The sequence below is a fragment of the Pseudomonas sp. GM55 genome (assembly GCF_000282395.1).
In the GTDB taxonomy this organism is placed as follows: domain Bacteria; phylum Pseudomonadota; class Gammaproteobacteria; order Pseudomonadales; family Pseudomonadaceae; genus Aquipseudomonas; species Aquipseudomonas fluorescens_CC.
Window position 1 is genome coordinate 1 of sequence record NZ_AKJJ01000083.1, and the last position, 16184, is coordinate 16184.

The following is a 16184-nucleotide window of genomic DNA, read 5'->3' on the forward strand; positions in this document are numbered from 1 at the left end:
ATTGCACTCCACTTGACCACCCGCTTGCATTCGACCTGACCAGTCATTTGCATTCGTTCTGACCACCGATTGCATCGGATTTGACCAGCACGCTTTGTAACCATGATCGGCAGAGAACGGCCAACAGCGGGCGTTGAGTCCATGTCTTCTTTTCGGCCAGCAGTGGAGGATCAAAGGTTCTGATAGATTGGTAGAAATTACTACCTGTTCGAGAACCGCGATCAATGAGAGTTATTCGTAGCAAGGATTTCACCGCCACGCGCGCTTGGGGGGCTGACGACATAGCTAACATGGATGGAACCACCGTCCGCCTCCACTGGACCGACCAGCCATATAAGTGGCATGTCAACGATGGTGAGGAGGTTTTCGCAGTCCTCGACGGCACGGTAGATATGCATTATCGCGAGTCAGGCATCGAGCGCGTTGTGACATTGGTGGTTGGCGACGTGTTTTTCGCAGGGGTTGGATGTGAACATGTTGCGCATCCTCGTGGAGAAGCACGGATTCTGGTTATCGAACGTGAGGGCAGCGTTTGAGTTGACTAGGCTATCGCTCATCATTACCTATTCGTGGTCATGGGATTGTCTTCAATAGACTGACCAGGTTAATTGCGTTAAACATCTTCAAAATAATCAGGCGAACGTCTTTACAGGGTCAATTCGACCCTTCTCGTAAGGCATCATGACCATAACGGAATAAACGGTACTCCAAATCGCCAGTCCGTTTTTTAAGGAATTAGACCTCAATGAAAGCGCTGATCGTGATCGATGTGCAACACGGACTATTCACGCCACTGCCCCGGCCTGCCTCATCGCTAGAAGTCATACGTCGTATCAACGAATTGACACAGCGCGCCAGATTGCATAGGGCGCCCGTCATCTTTGTTCAGCACGAGGCAAATGACGGCGAGTATTTTAGACACGGCAGCGAGGCATGGGCTTTGGATGCCGGGCTCCTCATAGGGAGCGCTGATTATTTTGTCCGCAAAACCACCCCTGACTCCTTTCTGAAAACAGACCTCGAATCAGTGCTGGTAGAAAGCGGCAGTTCTCATCTTGTCGTCTGTGGCTATGCCACGGAGTTCTGCATCGACACCACGGTCCGGCGTGCAGCGGCACTGGGGTATGACGTGACCGTGGTGAGTGATGCTCACACTACTCACGACAAAGCCCATGCCGACGCGGCGCAAATCATCGCCCACCACAACGCCACCTTGCCCAGTATTAAAAGCTTTGGGGTGAATATCCTCGCGCAAGAAAGCGACGCCGTTGAGTTCGTTCACGTATAAAAATCCAGAGTTCTGACAGACTCAGGGACGATAGCGGCCGTTGGCGACAGGCAGCTATTGGCCGATTGCTGCCCTTGCGTGCTCACTCTGGCGTCATGAGTACTGCGAGGCTCATCTTGATAAATTCTTCGTTCTTGTCGATCGTTTGCAGGGCGCCGCGAACGTTGCCGGCTACCTCAGCTGATCCTCTTTGCTCAACCCAAATCGTCAGCTCCATGATCGCGGCTTCGAGCGCCATTTGGTTTTCGTTGATCTTGAACAGCAGGGAAGGGAGCAGGTCAGAATTTGGCATCGCAGATCCTCCGTGGAAATTTCAGCGTAGCAGCCGGCGAGGGCCAAGCGGTAGGCAGGAAGCCGGGAGAATTGTGCGCAAAACCTCCGCTGTAGGTCACGGTTTATCGTTTGCGTAAGCACAAAAAAGCGGATGTTTTGCCATCCTTGAAGTGGATTTAATTCCTTTTAAAACAATAGGTTATGTCGATATAGTCCCCAGCATGGGGTGCTAGGGGTCGAGTGTTCGAATCACTTCGTCCCGACCATATTTTTCAATGAGTTAGCCCAATCTGAAAAGGTTGGGCTTTTTCATGTCTGAAAAATACCCCCACATTTACCCCCACAAAAAAATTAATACTCCCGCGATTCTCAAGCCGGATCTAGTCGTTCGATCGATAGGCGTGGGTGTAATGCGCGCTGCGTAGAATTTTCTCCGCTGATATCATAGTGGCATTATTTCCGGTTGGCCCAGATTGTCTGGCGCGCGAGCATTTGCGAGCGATGAGCTACCAAGAGCTTAGCCTACCGCTGCTGTGCGCAAGTCTCGGCGCACCTCGATATTGACAATCAAGGGAGGACGGACTAGCTGTTGAGTCAGGCGACTCAGCGTCCTGCTGCGAGCGCCGGTTGCACCCTGGAGTGGCGCCATGAGTGAGTTCGTCAAGGTCGCATGCGTGGGCGATCTCGAACCGGGTACCGGCAAGACCGTGAACCTGGGGGGAACGCCCGTCGCGCTGTTCAACGTGGACGGCGAGTATTTCGCCATTCACAACACCTGCCCGCACGAGGACGGTCCGCTGGGAGAAGGAACGCTCTGCGGCAGCGTTGTGACTTGCCCCACACACGCCTACGAGTTCGACGTGATCAGCGGAGAATGCCTCACGGAACCGGCTTATTCAGTCGAGCAGTTCGAGGTCCGGGTGGACGGTGACGACATCCTGGTGCGGCAATCGGCGGATGTCTGAACCGCCAAAAATAGAGAGTTTTTCCTATCTAACCTATTGAATTTAATAGCTATCTCTGCCTTATAAAGAACATGCTTGCGAAACAATCGGATGGAGTATAGTTAAAATGATTGAGTCGTCCGACGAGCAAACGCTCGGGACGAGGAGTGGACGATGTCAGCCACCACCAAGACCATTCGGCGCAACCCTCTGCCCGAGGTCGTCGATACTTCGCGCAGCGTGCAGTGCGCGCCGTTTAGCCAGCACTTCAGTGGTGCAGGTCACGACTGCGGCTACCGGCCCGATCTGGTCAGATCCCTTATCGAATACCTCGAGTAGATCGCCCGCCGCCTGTGGCTAAGCCCCTGCCGCGCCAGGCGCTCGCAAACGCCAGGAGTCCGCAATGAGCACTGATAATGCCAGGATCCGCGAACTCAGCAGCCGGGCGTACAAGTACGGCTTCGTCTCCGATTTTGAGAGCGACGCGGCACCGCGCGGGCTCAACGAAGACGTCATCCGCCTGATCTCGGCGAAGAAGAACGAGCCGCAGTGGCTGCTCGACTGGCGCCTGAAGGCGTACCGCCATTGGCTGACGATGCGCGAGCCGACCTGGCAGAACGTCCACTACGAGCCTATCGACTACCAGGACATCATCTATTACTCGGCGCCCAAGCCGAAAACGCCGGGGCCCAACAGCCTTGACGAGGTCGATCCCGAACTGCGGGAGATGTTTGGCAAACTCGGCATCTCGCTCGCCGAGCAGGAACGCCTGACCGGTGTCGCGGTGGACGCCGTGGTCGATTCGGTCTCGGTGGCGACCACCTTCAAGCACAAACTCGCCGAGGTCGGCGTGATCTTCTGCTCCTTCTCCGAAGCCGTGCAGAACCATCCGGAGCTGGTGCGCAAGTACCTCGGTTCGGTCGTCCCCTACAGCGACAACTTCTTCGCCACACTGAACTCGGCGGTATTTTCCGACGGCTCCTTCTGCTACGTGCCCAAGGGCGTGCGCTGCCCAATGGAACTGTCGACCTACTTTCGCATCAACGCCGCGGATACCGGCCAGTTCGAGCGCACGCTGATCGTCGCCGAGGAGGGCGCCTATGTCAGCTACCTCGAGGGCTGCACCGCGCCGATGCGCGACAATAACCAGCTGCACGCGGCGGTGGTCGAGCTGGTCGCGCTGGATAACGCTCAGATCAAGTACGCCACGGTGCAGAACTGGTACCCGGGCGATGCACAAGGGCGCGGCGGTATCTTCAACTTCGTCACCAAACGCGGCAAGTGCGCAGGCGCGCATTCGAAGATTTCCTGGACTCAGGTCGAGACCGGCTCGGCCATCACCTGGAAGTATCCGGGGGTGATTCTCCAGGGCGACTATTCGGTCGGCGAGTTCTACTCGGTGGCCCTGACAGCCAACCACCAGCAGGCGGATACGGGCACCAAGATGATCCATATCGGTCGGCATACCCGCAGCACTATCCTTTCCAAAGGGATCAGCGCCGGCCATGGGCAGAACACCTACCGTGGTCTGGTGAAGATCCAGAAGGGAGCAACCGGCGCTCACAACCATACACAGTGCGACTCCCTGCTGCTGGGCAGCCAGTGTGGCGCCCACACCTTCCCCTATGTCGAGGTGAAGAACCCGAGCGCCCAGGTCGAACACGAAGCCTCCACCTCGAAGATCAGCGATGAGCAGCTCTTCTACTGCCGGCAGCGCGGCATCAGCGCGGAGGACGCGGTACCGATGATCGTCAACGGCTTTTGCCGCGAGGTGTTCAAGGAGTTGCCGATGGAGTTCGCGGTGGAAGCCCAGAAGCTGCTGGGCGTGAGCCTGGAGGGCTGCGTGGGCTGAGGCCCGGGGTGGAGCATGCTCGAGATCAACGATCTGCACGCCAGTGTCGAAGGCCGCGAAATTCTGCGGGGCATCACGCTGCGGGTTGAAGCCGGCGAGGTGCACGCGATCATGGGGCCGAACGGCTCCGGCAAAAGCACGCTGGCCCAGGTGCTGGCGGGCCATGAAAGCTACGAGGTCAGCGGCGAAGTGCTCTATGAGGGCCAGGATCTGCTCGCCATGTCGGCGGAAGCGCGGGCGGTCGCCGGCATCTTCCTCGCATTCCAGTACCCGGTCGAAATCCCCGGCGTTGGCAACCTCTACTTCCTGCGCACGGCCCTCAATGCCGTGCGCAAGCAGCGCGGGCTCGAGGAGCTCGACGCGCTGGATTTCCTCGCGCTCGCCAAGGAGCGCATGGCGCTGGTCGAGATGGATCAGAGCTTCATGAACCGCGCCGTCAACGTGGACTTTTCCGGTGGCGAGAAGAAGCGCAACGAGATCTTCCAGATGGCGATTCTGGAACCCAAACTGGCGATTCTCGACGAGACCGACTCGGGGCTTGACATAGACGCGTTGCGAGTGGTTGCGGCCGGCGTCAACGCGCTGCGGCGCAAGGATCGCGCACTGCTGGTCATCACCCACTACCAGCGACTGCTCGACTACATAGTCCCGGATCGCGTCCACGTCATTGCCAACGGCCGGATCGTACAGTCCGGCGGCAAGGAGCTGGCCATCGAGCTCGAGAAGCACGGTTATGGGAGCTTCGAGCAGGCTTCGGCAGCACCGGGAGCCACGCCATGAATACTCCAGCGGGCGTAGCGTTTCTCGCGCAGCTTGAGCCCAGGACCGACGACCGGCATCCGGCCTGGCTGCGGGAGTTGCGCAGCGCGGCGTTCCAGTGGGTGGCCGAACACGGTTTTCCCACGGCAAAAGACGAGGCATGGAAATACACGCGTGTCGCGCCGATCCTGGAGACTTCTTTGCGGCCAGCAGAGCCGGGCACAAGCCGGGGCCTGTCCGACGCCAGCATCGAGCGGCTCATCGGCGACTACGGCGGCCCGCGGCTGGTCTTCGTCAATGGCTATTTCGCTGCTGAGTTTTCGGTGCTTGAGGAGCTCCCCCCAGGTACTCAGGTGACCCATTTCGCGACGCTGCTGCGTGCCGACAGCGGGATGCTCGAAGCGCTGTTCTCCCATGCATTCCGCACGCAGCCGCAGGCCTTCACCGCACTCAATGCGGCCCTCGCCGAGGATGGGGCACTGGTACAGATACCCGCCCATACGACGGTCGAAAAACCGATCCACCTGGTGTTCTTCTCGGACACAGGCGCCACGCCGCTGATGACTCATCCGCGCGCCTTGGTGCTGATGGGAGCCGGGAGCCGCTTGACCCTGGTGGAAAGCCACGTCGGCAGCGGGGCAGAGGCTTACCTCAGCAATGCCGTCAGCGAGGTGCTACTCGACGCGGATGCTGTGCTCGAACATTACAGCGTGCAGAACGAGAGCACGGCGGCGTTCCATGTCGCTCTGCTCAATGTGCGCCAGGCCCGAGGCAGCTACTTTGCCGCGCACTCCTTTGCACTAGGGGCGGCGCTGGCACGGCAGGAGGTGCGGATCATCCTCGAGGGACCCGGCGCAGAGGTCGCCCTGAACGGTCTGTATCTGCCCCGGGGCACGCAGCACCTGGACAACCAGACGACCATCGAGCACCTGGCGCCGCGCTGCACCAGCCGCGAGCTCTATAAAGGCGTGATCGATGATCGCGGGCATGGGATTTTCGACGGGAGGATCATTGTGCGCCCGGGGGCGATGAAGACGGATGCCAGCCAGACCAACAAGAACCTTTTGCTGTCGCAGTTGGCCCAGGCCAACACCCAGCCACGGCTGGAAATCTTCGCCGATGACGTCAAGTGCGCCCACGGCGCCGCCGTCGGCCAACTGGATGAGCAGGCTGTTTTCTACCTGCGTTCGCGAGGGATTCCCCTGGCGGCGGCGCGGTCACTGCTGATCTATGGGTTTGTCCGCGAGATGCTCGATCGGATTCACCTGGAGCCGCTGCGGGCCCATGTGGAGCGACTGGTCGCCGCGCAACTGCAGGTCCTGGAGGTGGCGGCATGAGTGACCTCGAAAGCAGCCTTCAGGTACTCCCTGAACAGCTCGACCTTGCGCCAGGCTACGACGTCGAGCGCGTGCGCCGGATGTTTCCGATCCTCGCGCAGCAGATTTATGGCAAGCCGCTGATTTACCTCGACAGCGCCGCGACCAGCCAGAAGCCGCTGGCGGTCATAGAGGCGATGTCGCGTTTCTTCCTGCAGGAGAACGCCAACGTGCACCGTGGCGTGCACTACCTCTCGGTGCGCGCCACCGAGGAGTACGAGAAGGCTCGGGCCAAGGTCCAGGGCTTCCTCAATGCCGAACACGTCGAGGAGATCGTCTTCGTCCGCGGCACCACCGAAGCGATCAATCTGGTGGCACAAACCTATGGCAAGACTCAGGTCCGCGCGGGCGACGAGGTGCTGATCAGTGTCATGGAGCACCACTCGAACATCGTGCCCTGGCAGATGCTCTGCGAGCAGACTGGCGCCCGGTTGCGGGTGGCCCCCATCGACGACGCAGGTGAACTGCGGCTCGATGAGCTGGAACGGCTGATCGGACCGAGGACCCGGCTGGTGGCCGTCACCCATGTCTCAAATGTGCTCGGCACCATCAACCCGATCCGCCGCATCGTCGAACTGGCCCACGCTCGGGGCGTACGGGTGCTGGTGGACGGCGCGCAGGCGGCGCCCCATCTCAAGGTCGACGTGCGCGCGCTGGGCTGCGATTTCTACGCCCTGTCGGGTCACAAGATGTACGGTCCCACCGGGATCGGCGTGCTCTACGGCCGCCACGAGCTGCTCGAAAGCATGCCGCCCTATCAGGGTGGCGGCGACATGATCCTCTCGGTCACTTTCGAGAAGACCATCTACAACAAACCGCCGTACAAATTCGAAGCGGGGACGCCGAACATGGCCGGCGCCATAGGCCTCGGCGCGGCAGTCGACTTCCTCGACCTGCTGGGGCCTGCGGCCATCGCCGCCCACGAGCAGACCGTGCAGGCCTACGCGCTGAAGGCGCTTGCGGCAGTGCCCGGCCTCAGGCTGATCGGCACCGCGGCGCAGAAAGTCGGCGTCCTCTCGTTCGTCCTCGACGGCATCCACCCCCACGATATCGGCACCATCCTCGACCGCGAGGGGATCGCGATTCGCACCGGTCACCACTGTGCACAACCCTTGATGAACCGTTTTGGTGTGGCCGCCACCGCCCGCGCCTCGCTCGGCTGCTACAGCACCGAGCGAGATATCGATGCGCTGGTGGCAGGTCTGGCCAAGGTCCAGGAGGTGTTCCGATGAGCGACTTTGAGCTGCGCGACCTCTATCAGGAAGTGGTCATCGACCACGGCAAGCGGCCGCGCAATTTTCGCGAGCTCCCGGACGCTACCTGTACGGCGGAGGGCTTCAATCCGTTGTGCGGCGATCAGCTGAGGATTTATATCAAGCTCGCGGACGGGGTGATCGCGGACATCGCCTTCCAGGGTGCCGGCTGCGCCATCTCCCAGGCCTCGGCGTCATTGATGACCCTGGCGGTCAAGGGGAAGACGCCGCAGGAGGCGCATGCGCTCTTTGTCCGTGTGCATACGCTGCTCACCGAAGGGCCGAACGCTCAGGTGACGGCCGCGGAGCTCGGCAAACTCGCGGTGCTTTCCGGGGTATGGGAATTCCCGGTGCGGGTCAAGTGCGCCACCCTGGCCTGGCACACGCTACGCAGTGCCCTCGAAGGAGGCGGCTCACAGGTCTCGACGGAGTAAGCCATGACAGCCGATCCAACCATCCCCAACGTCCGCCTCAGCGACTCGGCGCAGCAAATCCTCGGTGCCGCCCTGGCGGATGGGCGCGCAGACTCGGTGCGACTCAGGATCGACGAGCGCTTCGCCCATGAGTTGCTCTTCGAGCCCCGTGTCGAGGGCGATGTCGTCGTCGACACCGACTACGGCATCACGCTGTTGCTCGATCCCGCCAGCGCAGGGCGAGCCGATGGCCTGTTCATCGATTTCGTGTATGACCTGCAAGGCGCCGGTTTTCAGTTCGACAACCCGAACCAGCCGGCGCGTCCCCAACCGATCGAGCTCACGCGCGACTGCATGGCGACTCTGATTCCGAGCGGGGAACGGCTGCAGCTGGGACGCGGCGAGCGGGTATTGGTGACCCAGGCGCTCGGTGGCAGCATCACGGTTCAGATCACCAAAGGCCGGCTGGCACGGATAGCTGCCGAGGACGCCGATGCGCTGGGGCTCGAAGCTCGCCAGTCTCAGTCTCAGTCTCAGTCTCAGTCTCAGTCTCAGTCCCAGCCTCAGCCGGCGCTCAGCGGCGCCTTCGACATCCAGCAGGTGCTCGACATGCTGCGCAGCGTCTACGACCCGGAGATTCCGGTGAATGTGGTCGATCTCGGGCTGATCTACCAATGCGAAGCCCGGCCACTCGCCGAAGGCGGCCAGCGAGTCGAAATCAAGATGTCCATGACCGCACCCGGTTGCGGGATGGGCGACGTGCTGAAGGAAGAGGCGCGCGCCAGGGTCCAGTCCATTCCCGGGGTCAGCCAGGTCGAGGTCGAGATCGTCTGGGAACCGCCCTGGGATCAAAGCCGTATGTCCGATGCGGCCCTCCTGCAGTTGGGCCTGCTGTGAGAAGTCCATGAGGAGTCAGCCATGAGCAATCGACTCGCCAAAGAAACGTCGCCCTATCTGCGCCAGCACGCAGAGAACCCCGTCGATTGGTATCCCTGGGGTGAGGAGGCGTTCCAGCACGCGCGCGACGAGGACAAGCCCGTCCATCTGTCGCTGGGTTACGCGGCCTGCCACTGGTGTCACGTGATGGCCCACGAGTCGTTCGAGAACCCGGAGATCGCGCGCCTGATGAACGAGCGCTTCATCAACATCAAGGTCGACCGCCAGGAGCGGCCTGACCTCGACGACATCTATCAAAAAATCGTGCAGATGATGGGGCAGGGAGGCGGTTGGCCGCTGACGGTATTCCTCACCCCGCGGCGCGAGCCGTTCTTCGGCGGCACCTATTTTCCACCGCAGGAGAGCTATGGCAGGGCTGGATTCCCCCAACTCCTGCGCGGCCTGAGTGAAGCCTGGCAGAACAATCGCGCGGCGCTTGAGCAGAACGTTGCACAGTTCCTCCAGGGTTACCGCGCCATGGACACGCAAATGCTCGAGGGCGACACGCCGCTGGAGCAGGACCAGCCGGCCGCCGCCGCTCGGCTGTTTGCCAGGAACACCGACCCGGTGCACGGGGGCCTGGGCAATGCACCGAAGTTTCCCAACGTGGCCTGCCATGATCTGGTCCTGCGTCTCTATCAGCGCCTGCACGAGCCGGACTTGCTGCGCTCCCTGGAACTGACCCTGGATCAGGTGGCCGCCGGTGGGCTCTACGATCACCTAGGCGGCGGCTTCGCTCGCTATTGCGTGGATGAACACTGGGCCGTGCCGCATTTCGAAAAAATGCTCTACGACAACGGCCAGCTGGTGAAGCTCTATGCCGACGCCTGGCGCGCGACCGGCGAACCTGCCTGGCGACGGGTGTTTGAGGAAACGATCGACTACATCCTGCGTGACATGACGCACCCAGAAGGTGGTTTTTACGCCAGCGAGGACGCTGACAGCGAGGGTGAAGAAGGCAAATTCTATGTGTGGACGCCCGCGCAGGTGCAGGCCGTCCTCGGCGACCCGGACGCCGCGCTGGCCTGTCAGGCCTACGGGGTGACCGCCAGCGGCAACTTCGAGCATGGCACCACCGTACTGCACCGCGCAGCCACACTGGACACCGCGCAGGAAGCGCAACTGGCCGGCCTGCGCGACAAGCTGTTGGTGGCGCGCGCCCAGCGCATTCGTCCGGGGCGCGACGAGAACATCCTCACCAGCTGGAACGCGCTAATGATCCAGGGGCTCTGCGCTGCCTACCAGGCGACCGGAACCGCTACCCACCTGGACGCCGCGAGGCGCGCTGCCGACTTCATTCTAGACCGCCTCTCGACTCCCGACGGTGGCCTGTACCGGGCCTGGCGGGAGGATACGGCAAAGGTTCCAGGCTTTCTCGAGGACTACGCCTTCCTCGCCAACGCCTTGCTCGACCTCTATGAGTGCGAGTTCGATCAGCTTTATCTCGAACGCGCCACCCGGCTGGTCGAGCTGATCCTTGAGAAGTTCTGGGAGGACGGCCTCTACTTCACCCCCAAAGATGGCGAGCCGCTGGTGCACAGGCCGCGGGCGCCGCAGGACAATGCCTGGCCGTCGGGCACCTCGACCAGCGTGTTCGCTTTCTTGCGACTATTTGAGCTGACCGGCCGCGAGCTTTACCGCGAGCGTGCCGAGCAGGTGTTGACGATGTACCGCGCCGCAGCTGCCCAGAATCCCTTCGGTTTCGCCCATCTCCTGGCGGCGCAGGACTTCGTACAGCGTGGCCCGATCAGCATTGTCATTGCTGGCGAACGTTCCGCGGCCAGCGCCCTGGTAGCGAGCCTGCAGCGTCGCTACCTGCCGGCCCGCGTCCTGGCTTTTGCCGAGGATGTGCCCATCGGCGCAGGCCGGCATATGCTCAAAGGGCAAACCAGCGCCTATGTGTGCCGAAACCGCACCTGCGAAAACCCGGTGACCAGCGCGGCGGAGCTCGTAGAACGTTGCCTGAAGTGAAGGGCGAGAACTTATCTCAACGCGAGGAGACAACGATGGAAAACAAGAAAGAGCACAACATCTACCAACGTCTCAAACAGCAGTACCCTGATTACTTTGGCGCAGTGCAGGCCTTGGGTGCAGCTGCACATCATGCCGGCCCGCTGGACGAAAAAGTCGTCCAGCTGATCCAGCTCGGTGCCGCGGCGGCCATCCGCTCCGAGGGCGCAGTGCACAGTCATACCAGACGGGCACTGGAAGCGGGCGCTACGACAGAGCAGATCCATCACACACTGATCTCACTGACGAGCACCATTGGATTCCCGACCGTCGTTGCGGCCTTGAGCTGGGCGGACGATGTGATTGGGGGAGGTAAGTCTGTGGCTGAGTGATACGGGGCTGGTGTGAACCCATGAATTCTCCAGCAATCGGTCGTCTGCGCCGCAAAATTGAATACACCAAGGCCCAGCTCAGGGCCAAGGTTGAACACCCGTTTCGGGTCATCAAGCGCCAGTTCGGTTATACGAAAGTGTAGTGGTCTAATGAAACCGGACACCCATTTAGGCGAGAATGTTCTGGAGCCCGAGGTTGACCGATGTCGAAAGGGCAGATTCGACTTCCTCCTTTGAAAGACGAAGGACGAGACGTGTTTTCAAATCGATATGCCGGCCGTCAATATCCAGGAGATCGGTTCGCGGGAATGATGTCCGGTGGTTGATGTGAATGAGCCAAACGCATGTTCCGCTCCCTCGGGACCGGACATTCACAAGTGACCATGGGTGGAGATGCTCAAATGGCTGCTTCGGCCGCCGACGCGCCGAGCGCAGCCGACGTTCGAATGTCCGCGCGAATGCGTGAGCCAATGACCGATCCTGGCCGGGAAGCAGCCCTTGGCCGAACGTCCCCTATTGGCGATTGCAGTCCTTCACGACAGGCAGAAATCGGCCAGAAGCTGCCAATCGAATGTGTCTAGGAAATTAGGGGTGATTCAGGAGGGGCGGGCATGGTTGGCTGTTTTAAAAACTAATGACTTCATTTTATTTTCTAATGATCACTGAAGGGTAGGCAGGCAGTAATTACAATAGGCTGTGTAAACCAAAAGTTTCTATTGGCTACTGTGGAAACCTTTAGGTGTATCGAATGCTTTGTGCACAGTGCCCGGGTCTGCCTTTTAAAATCGCTCCGATAGAATTCGCATGCGAATCCAGAAGCAGTTTGTGGATGAACTGCTGACAGCAATCCGGTCAAATCAGCTGGGCCGATAGACGTAAAGGTCCGGCGTACAGCCAGTTGGTATGAGGGGGTGGGGAGTAATGGAACAGAAAGTGCATTTAAGCCCCTTGCCTGCCCGCAAAAAGCTTGAATAGCCCGTAGCCCCTGCCTCGTAGCCTCCTCAGGCAAAGCGATGTCAAGCTTTATGTGATATTCTTCGCACAAATGAGGTGTTCACATGACCGAAAAATCGATCGATAGACCAATCGCAAAAGGCCATCCTCTGCTGCCGGAAGTCCGCAGCGGTCGCATTGTGACGATCTCGATTTCTGGTGCCCCCTCCGTGTGCGAAGAGATCAAGACAGTCCTCCCACCGCGATCCAAATTTTTCCGGCGCCCGGTAAAGTTCAAACATGGGCTGTTGGTTCGTGTAGACAAGCCGTCCATTGCTGCGATGCAGATGGAAATCCAGGAGCTGCAGCAACAGATGAAGGCCGTGATAAACAGCGTTGTTGAGCGCCCAAAAGAAGCCGTGGTCGTTGACTTGGTGGATCTGGAAGGCCTCACCGCTATGAATTCGGCTGTCGCACATGAAATGCTCGACAATCCCCCTCCGCCAAACGCCAATCTCCAGGCCTTGCTCGCTCTGCGCTAAGGCTTTAGGAAATGGAATTCAGCACTATCCCGTACGACAGATCGATAGACCGCAAAGCCTTTGATTGCGGTCTTCACCCTGCCCTTAACGCCTACATCGCCCAACAGGCCACCCAGGACGAAAAGCGCAACGTCTCCAGGACGTTCATGCTTGTTGAGGATGGCCAGCTATTAGGTTACTACACGCTGGCCAATGCCTCCGTCGTGGAGTCCGCCCTTAGTGAGGAGCAGATGAAAAAAATGCCCCGCTATCCAATGCCGGCAGTACTGCTCAGCCGCCTGGCTGTTGACAAAGGCCAGCAAGGAAAAGGAATCGGCGGGCGCCTAATGGCCGATTTCTTTCGACGTGTGTACGCGATCTCCCAGCATTCTGGCGTGGCTTTCATCCTCGTTGATGCAAAGGACGAAAAGGCAGCAAGCTACTATCGCGCCCTGGGCTTTGTAGCGACGAATACAAGCCCTCTACGCTTGGCACTCTCGACAGGCACCATCATCCAGGGCTTCAAAGCTCTTGAAACTGCACAGTAGCCATCCTGACAGGGTTGGGGTTTGGGGGGAGCAACGGAACCGAAAACCAACTTAAAGCCTGATTTAAGTTCGGTTTACTTATCTGAAGGTGAGGATTAACGCACTTTGATTTACGAAACGGGTTTATGCCATGTCTGTTCGGGTGTTTACGGCTATACCACGGCATCCTTGGAACGTTTTTATCAAACTATCCAGACAGCACGCGAGTTTTGGAACAGACGTTGGGCTTAATTGCACTTTCTGTTCCATTACTCCCCAAACCCCGTATGTGACTGCTCTTGGCCGTTATCTGCCTGATGTAGATGCAGTTGGCCATAGCGAAAAGGCGGGATTAGAGAGCTTGGTGGTACAAAAATGGTACGGGCGGAATAGAAGGCTGGTGTATCCCTTCATCTTAAAGTGCTTTATGCGTAGTTGTTCCAATCCATCACCGAAAAAGCTGATGATTCTAGATCGTGACCATCAGAAAACAACCGATTCTAATGGGGTTCCAAGCCTGCGATCAGTGCCCCTATAGCGGACGCACCTCATTCTGATACGCTTGATCGATCTTGCGCAGCAGGTCGTTCAGCTCAGAATTGCTGCTATTGGGCATGCAGTTTGATTTGCCGAAGGCGTTTGTCGCGCACCACTCCGATATTGCGGTCAGATTCACTACGCCACGAATCTCGGAAGTTCGGAAGGTAATCATGGCAAACGGCCCGTCCCAACGGCTATTTCCCACTGCCATCATGACAGCAGTGCACTTAAATGCATTCATGCTTGGCACGCTCATGCAGTCCGCCTTGAACGTAATAGCTCGGTCAGTAGCATTCTCGACTTGAAAAGCAGTGCCCTGGCGGAACCGCTCCTCTATGAACTGCTGCACCTCGACAGAAGTGCCACGCAATTGAGCCGTTATCAGTGGCTCAGGTGGCGTGGCGGGCACTGTTGCGCAGCCAGTCATGATGCTAATCACGGCCATTGCAAAGATCGTTTTGTTCTCCATTCAGTCCCTCCCATTTCTTGTGTGATGTCATTCTATGCTTGGGTCCATCGGAGGTCGCCACCTCTATCTAGCCTGGCTATTTGATATCTATGCCGTTTATTTATAGACCAAGATCGGTATGTGTGTAGATACCTATGCTGTACGAATGTGTGGGAGCGGAGGGGGGATTGAGGCACCTGATTACTGGGCGCTGCGTAGGCACGCGAGAATTACTGAATCCCCTCATGCCAAACTGAACTGGTCAAGTAATCCCAGACACCGATTACGTTGTTTATGCCGCTTTTTGCTCCATGGCTATTGGCGACAGATAGAAATCGGCCAGTAGAGGTCTTTCACATGTGCGGTTCACTGACTTCGCGTAAGGGATTACCTTGATGACAATGCCTGCGTAGCTCGGGAATGGGGACGGATCTATTTTTCATATGTACTAAATAAATCCGTCCCCATTTCGCGCTATATCTACGGACAGGCACCTCATCCGAAGGATTCAACAGATACAAATGTGGCCATTAGTACGCAAATGGCGCCACCATCGGTGCATCGGGAATTGGATCTCAACAGCCTGTCGCGGCTTCTTTGCATGAGGGCAGTTAGTACATATCCGGGACGCAGAATCGAGCATACGGTAAGTACTTCCTGGGTGCTTGACCGTACCGCCGGAACGCACCCAAAGCAGCACATTAACTGCACTATCAAGGTGCCCATACGCTGCAAAATTGCTTTCTGAGCCATGGTGGGGGGCAGTCGCAATCACGCAGCGTGAAGCATCTTCAGGCCATTGCAACCAGCTCACAGAATAGTTGTTTCCATTCCCTAGCGGGGAGTCGCCCGTAAACAATATGCTCGGTTCTCTCCACCATTCATCGATACTCGGGGAAAGGAATACCAGGCATTCCTCATTAACCGGAGTGAGGCGAACCAAAAATGACAATCCAATCGGGGGGGGCGGCGGGCTAGCAAGCTCAACAGCGTTGAGAGGAATGAGAAAACCTGCATCCCCCCCACTGGCTTGGAGCGTTTTTGCAAACTCTCCAAAATCAAACCAGCGCACAGGAACGCCGTGATGCATAGCCTGCACCGCTATCCGACGAATTCGCTCTGCAGTGTCGATCAAACCCAACCAGAAAGCAGCAACCGGTTTGCTGACCCTCCTCTTAGCGACCCGGTACCTAATTCGACTGCGACCACTCCGGAACGCTCTGGCTGCCAGCTTCTCTGCGTTCTCGTCCAGTGGCAGTTCAGCATCCCACTGCTCAATCTCCCCCTGCTTACGAGTCGACCTAAAGGACTCGTTGTGGTCATCTCTGTCGGCCAGCGGTTCGGCATCTCTGTATTCATTTCTCCTGCGACTAGCATACAAGTGCATCTGCTGCTCGAGCTCATCCGGGTCTACCTCCCGTTGGGCGTAATCTCCTTCCTCGTCCAAGGTTTGGATCAAATCATCTACTACCTCCGCCGGAGTTGTTAACAGTGCAGGCAGTGACTCTGCCCAAGCTCCCGGCAACCAAAACTCTCCTACTTCTATCGCCGTACGATCCAGCAAATCGACCAGTCCACCAGCATGGTCATAGTCAGCATGAGTGCAAACTACAATATCCAGGTGGTGCACGCCGTACTTGGCCAATTCTCCCGCAAGAAGCACGCTACTCTTCCCGCCATCGACAAGAATTACGCGCCCTGAACGGCGTAGTAAAAATGCGTCACCAGAAACCGGCAGCGCTACGAGCTGTTCCATCAATTCTCCAAATCATCCACTGG

18 protein-coding genes are annotated in these 16184 nt (G+C 58.6%); 15 read left to right on the forward strand and 3 right to left on the reverse strand.

Annotation, left to right across the window (positions count from 1 at the left end; translation table 11 throughout):
* Positions 1–224 precede the first annotated feature (224 nt).
* Both PMI31_RS20775 and PMI31_RS20780 read left to right on the forward strand, forming a co-directional pair.
* A complete protein-coding gene (locus PMI31_RS20775; RefSeq protein WP_008020327.1) occupies positions 225–536 on the forward strand; it encodes a hypothetical protein in 312 nt (103 codons plus the stop codon).
* Positions 537–745: 209 nt separating this feature from the next.
* Entirely contained in the window at positions 746–1288 is a 543-nt protein-coding gene (locus PMI31_RS20780) for a cysteine hydrolase family protein (protein ID WP_008020329.1), read from the forward strand.
* 82 nt (positions 1289–1370) lie between these two features.
* Here the strand turns inward: PMI31_RS20780 and PMI31_RS20785 are convergent, their stop codons facing one another.
* The gene (locus tag PMI31_RS20785) at positions 1371–1580 is read right to left on the reverse strand and encodes a hypothetical protein (RefSeq protein ID WP_008020330.1); all 210 of its coding nucleotides are present in this window, start codon (positions 1578–1580) and stop codon (positions 1371–1373) included.
* A gap of 628 nt (positions 1581–2208) precedes the next feature.
* On the opposite strand from PMI31_RS20785, the gene PMI31_RS20790 reads away from it, so the two are divergent.
* The 13 genes from PMI31_RS20790 to PMI31_RS20840 all read left to right on the forward strand — a co-directional run bounded on the left by PMI31_RS20790 (position 2209) and on the right by PMI31_RS20840 (position 13438).
* Positions 2209–2526, forward strand: coding sequence for a Rieske (2Fe-2S) protein (locus PMI31_RS20790; protein ID WP_008020331.1), 318 nt, complete (start codon positions 2209–2211; stop codon positions 2524–2526).
* Positions 2527–2679: 153 nt separating this feature from the next.
* Positions 2680–2844 (forward strand): hypothetical protein, encoded by a 165-nt coding sequence (locus tag PMI31_RS30825; protein ID WP_008020333.1) that lies wholly within the window; start codon positions 2680–2682, stop codon positions 2842–2844.
* Between the two features lie 64 nt (positions 2845–2908).
* Complete coding sequence (gene sufB / locus PMI31_RS20795; RefSeq protein WP_008020335.1) at positions 2909–4357, forward strand: Fe-S cluster assembly protein SufB; 1449 nt, start codon at positions 2909–2911, stop codon at positions 4355–4357.
* A 15-nt stretch (positions 4358–4372) separates the two neighbouring features.
* A complete protein-coding gene (gene sufC, locus PMI31_RS20800) occupies positions 4373–5137 on the forward strand; it encodes a Fe-S cluster assembly ATPase SufC (RefSeq protein ID WP_008020337.1) in 765 nt (254 codons plus the stop codon).
* Positions 5134–6453, forward strand: coding sequence for a Fe-S cluster assembly protein SufD (gene sufD, locus PMI31_RS20805; protein ID WP_008020340.1), 1320 nt, complete (start codon positions 5134–5136; stop codon positions 6451–6453). The genes sufC and sufD overlap by 4 nt, the downstream gene beginning before the upstream one ends.
* Positions 6450–7724, forward strand: a complete 1275-nt coding sequence (locus tag PMI31_RS20810) for a cysteine desulfurase (RefSeq protein ID WP_008020341.1) — start codon at positions 6450–6452, stop codon at positions 7722–7724. Before sufD ends, PMI31_RS20810 begins: the two co-directional genes overlap by 4 nt.
* Positions 7721–8179, forward strand: a complete 459-nt coding sequence (gene sufU / locus PMI31_RS20815; protein ID WP_008020343.1) for a Fe-S cluster assembly sulfur transfer protein SufU — start codon at positions 7721–7723, stop codon at positions 8177–8179. Before PMI31_RS20810 ends, sufU begins: the two co-directional genes overlap by 4 nt.
* A 3-nt stretch (positions 8180–8182) precedes the next feature.
* Positions 8183–9055, forward strand: coding sequence for a putative Fe-S cluster assembly protein SufT (gene sufT, locus PMI31_RS30210; RefSeq protein WP_008020345.1), 873 nt, complete (start codon positions 8183–8185; stop codon positions 9053–9055).
* 21 nt (positions 9056–9076) lie between these two features.
* Positions 9077–11065 (forward strand): thioredoxin domain-containing protein, encoded by a 1989-nt coding sequence (locus PMI31_RS31415; protein ID WP_008020347.1) that lies wholly within the window; start codon positions 9077–9079, stop codon positions 11063–11065.
* 35 nt (positions 11066–11100) lie between these two features.
* Entirely contained in the window at positions 11101–11436 is a 336-nt protein-coding gene (locus tag PMI31_RS20830; RefSeq protein ID WP_008020348.1) for a carboxymuconolactone decarboxylase family protein, read from the forward strand.
* A gap of 20 nt (positions 11437–11456) precedes the next feature.
* On the forward strand, positions 11457–11579 hold the full coding sequence (locus PMI31_RS30830) for a hypothetical protein (RefSeq protein ID WP_443217027.1): 123 nt from the start codon (positions 11457–11459) through the stop codon (positions 11577–11579).
* Positions 11580–12494: 915 nt separating this feature from the next.
* Positions 12495–12911 (forward strand): hypothetical protein, encoded by a 417-nt coding sequence (locus PMI31_RS20835; protein WP_008020349.1) that lies wholly within the window; start codon positions 12495–12497, stop codon positions 12909–12911.
* A gap of 11 nt (positions 12912–12922) precedes the next feature.
* The gene (locus PMI31_RS20840) at positions 12923–13438 is read left to right on the forward strand and encodes a GNAT family N-acetyltransferase (protein WP_008020352.1); all 516 of its coding nucleotides are present in this window, start codon (positions 12923–12925) and stop codon (positions 13436–13438) included.
* Between the two features lie 511 nt (positions 13439–13949).
* Here the strand turns inward: PMI31_RS20840 and PMI31_RS20845 are convergent.
* Positions 13950–14426 carry a hypothetical protein gene (locus PMI31_RS20845; RefSeq protein WP_008020353.1) on the reverse strand — a complete coding sequence of 159 codons (477 nt, stop codon included), beginning with the start codon at positions 14424–14426 and terminating at the stop codon, positions 13950–13952.
* A gap of 487 nt (positions 14427–14913) precedes the next feature.
* Positions 14914–16161: an MBL fold metallo-hydrolase gene (locus tag PMI31_RS20850; RefSeq protein WP_008020354.1), complete on the reverse strand. Its 1248-nt coding sequence runs from the start codon at positions 16159–16161 to the stop codon at positions 14914–14916.
* Positions 16162–16184: the final 23 nt, after the last annotated feature.

What these genes read in the sequence shown, in the direction of transcription:
- PMI31_RS20775 (WP_008020327.1), top strand. Translation starts at nt 225, where the DNA reads ATGAGAGTTATTCGTAGCAAGGATTTCACCGCCACGCGCGCTTGGGGG.
- PMI31_RS20780 (WP_008020329.1), top strand. Translation starts at nt 746, where the DNA reads ATGAAAGCGCTGATCGTGATCGATGTGCAACACGGACTATTCACGCCA.
- PMI31_RS20785 (WP_008020330.1), bottom strand. Translation starts at nt 1,580, where the DNA reads ATGCCAAATTCTGACCTGCTCCCTTCCCTGCTGTTCAAGATCAACGAA.
- PMI31_RS20790 (WP_008020331.1), top strand. Translation starts at nt 2,209, where the DNA reads ATGAGTGAGTTCGTCAAGGTCGCATGCGTGGGCGATCTCGAACCGGGT.
- PMI31_RS30825 (WP_008020333.1), top strand. Translation starts at nt 2,680, where the DNA reads ATGTCAGCCACCACCAAGACCATTCGGCGCAACCCTCTGCCCGAGGTC.
- sufB (WP_008020335.1), top strand. Translation starts at nt 2,909, where the DNA reads ATGAGCACTGATAATGCCAGGATCCGCGAACTCAGCAGCCGGGCGTAC.
- sufC (WP_008020337.1), top strand. Translation starts at nt 4,373, where the DNA reads ATGCTCGAGATCAACGATCTGCACGCCAGTGTCGAAGGCCGCGAAATT.
- sufD (WP_008020340.1), top strand. Translation starts at nt 5,134, where the DNA reads ATGAATACTCCAGCGGGCGTAGCGTTTCTCGCGCAGCTTGAGCCCAGG.
- PMI31_RS20810 (WP_008020341.1), top strand. Translation starts at nt 6,450, where the DNA reads ATGAGTGACCTCGAAAGCAGCCTTCAGGTACTCCCTGAACAGCTCGAC.
- sufU (WP_008020343.1), top strand. Translation starts at nt 7,721, where the DNA reads ATGAGCGACTTTGAGCTGCGCGACCTCTATCAGGAAGTGGTCATCGAC.
- sufT (WP_008020345.1), top strand. Translation starts at nt 8,183, where the DNA reads ATGACAGCCGATCCAACCATCCCCAACGTCCGCCTCAGCGACTCGGCG.
- PMI31_RS31415 (WP_008020347.1), top strand. Translation starts at nt 9,077, where the DNA reads ATGAGCAATCGACTCGCCAAAGAAACGTCGCCCTATCTGCGCCAGCAC.
- PMI31_RS20830 (WP_008020348.1), top strand. Translation starts at nt 11,101, where the DNA reads ATGGAAAACAAGAAAGAGCACAACATCTACCAACGTCTCAAACAGCAG.
- PMI31_RS30830 (WP_443217027.1), top strand. Translation starts at nt 11,457, where the DNA reads ATGAATTCTCCAGCAATCGGTCGTCTGCGCCGCAAAATTGAATACACC.
- PMI31_RS20835 (WP_008020349.1), top strand. Translation starts at nt 12,495, where the DNA reads ATGACCGAAAAATCGATCGATAGACCAATCGCAAAAGGCCATCCTCTG.
- PMI31_RS20840 (WP_008020352.1), top strand. Translation starts at nt 12,923, where the DNA reads ATGGAATTCAGCACTATCCCGTACGACAGATCGATAGACCGCAAAGCC.
- PMI31_RS20845 (WP_008020353.1), bottom strand. Translation starts at nt 14,426, where the DNA reads ATGGAGAACAAAACGATCTTTGCAATGGCCGTGATTAGCATCATGACT.
- PMI31_RS20850 (WP_008020354.1), bottom strand. Translation starts at nt 16,161, where the DNA reads ATGGAACAGCTCGTAGCGCTGCCGGTTTCTGGTGACGCATTTTTACTA.